This is a genomic window from Pseudomonas onubensis (assembly GCF_965653655.1).
Taxonomy (GTDB): Bacteria; Pseudomonadota; Gammaproteobacteria; order Pseudomonadales; family Pseudomonadaceae; genus Aquipseudomonas.
In genome coordinates this window covers 1-435 of the sequence record NZ_CBFHAZ010000297.1, presented here as the reverse complement: position 1 = coordinate 435, position 435 = coordinate 1, and the positions used below count along the sequence as shown (strand labels likewise).

Here is a 435-nt window from a genome sequence, read left to right as displayed (position 1 = left end):
CTATATTACTGTTCAATCCAAATAAAAACAGCAGCCCTGTAAGAAGGCTGCCGTTTTTTATTTGATAATGATCCGCTTGTTTTTTGACATCCCTCTCAGCCATTTGAACAAAAGCGGCTTCATGCGGTTCCGAGTGAACGGAATCAGAAGACAGGCCCCTGCAATATCGGACAGAAAACCCGGAAGCATCAAAAGCAGGCCTCCGAAAAAGACGCATATTCCGTCAAGAAGCGCTTCCCCCGGCATTTTGCCGTGCTGCAGGTCGCGCATCACCCGATGATACACATCGGTTCCCTGTCTTTTTGCCACCAAAGCGCCTAACACGCCTGTCAAAATGATGAGAAGGAAGGTCGGAAAAATACCGAGCCATTTTCCCGCCAGCAGAAACAAACCGATTTCAATTGCCGGACATACGATAAACAGTAAGAATAACAC

1 protein-coding gene is annotated in these 435 nt (G+C 47.1%); it reads right to left on the bottom strand.

Translation table 11 applies throughout. The features are described 5' to 3' along the window. Positions 1–57 precede the first annotated feature (57 nt). Positions 58–435, bottom strand: a 378-nt coding sequence (locus ACTD9P_RS30035) for an FxsA family protein (RefSeq protein ID WP_438870484.1), incomplete at its 5' end; no start/stop codon positions are given.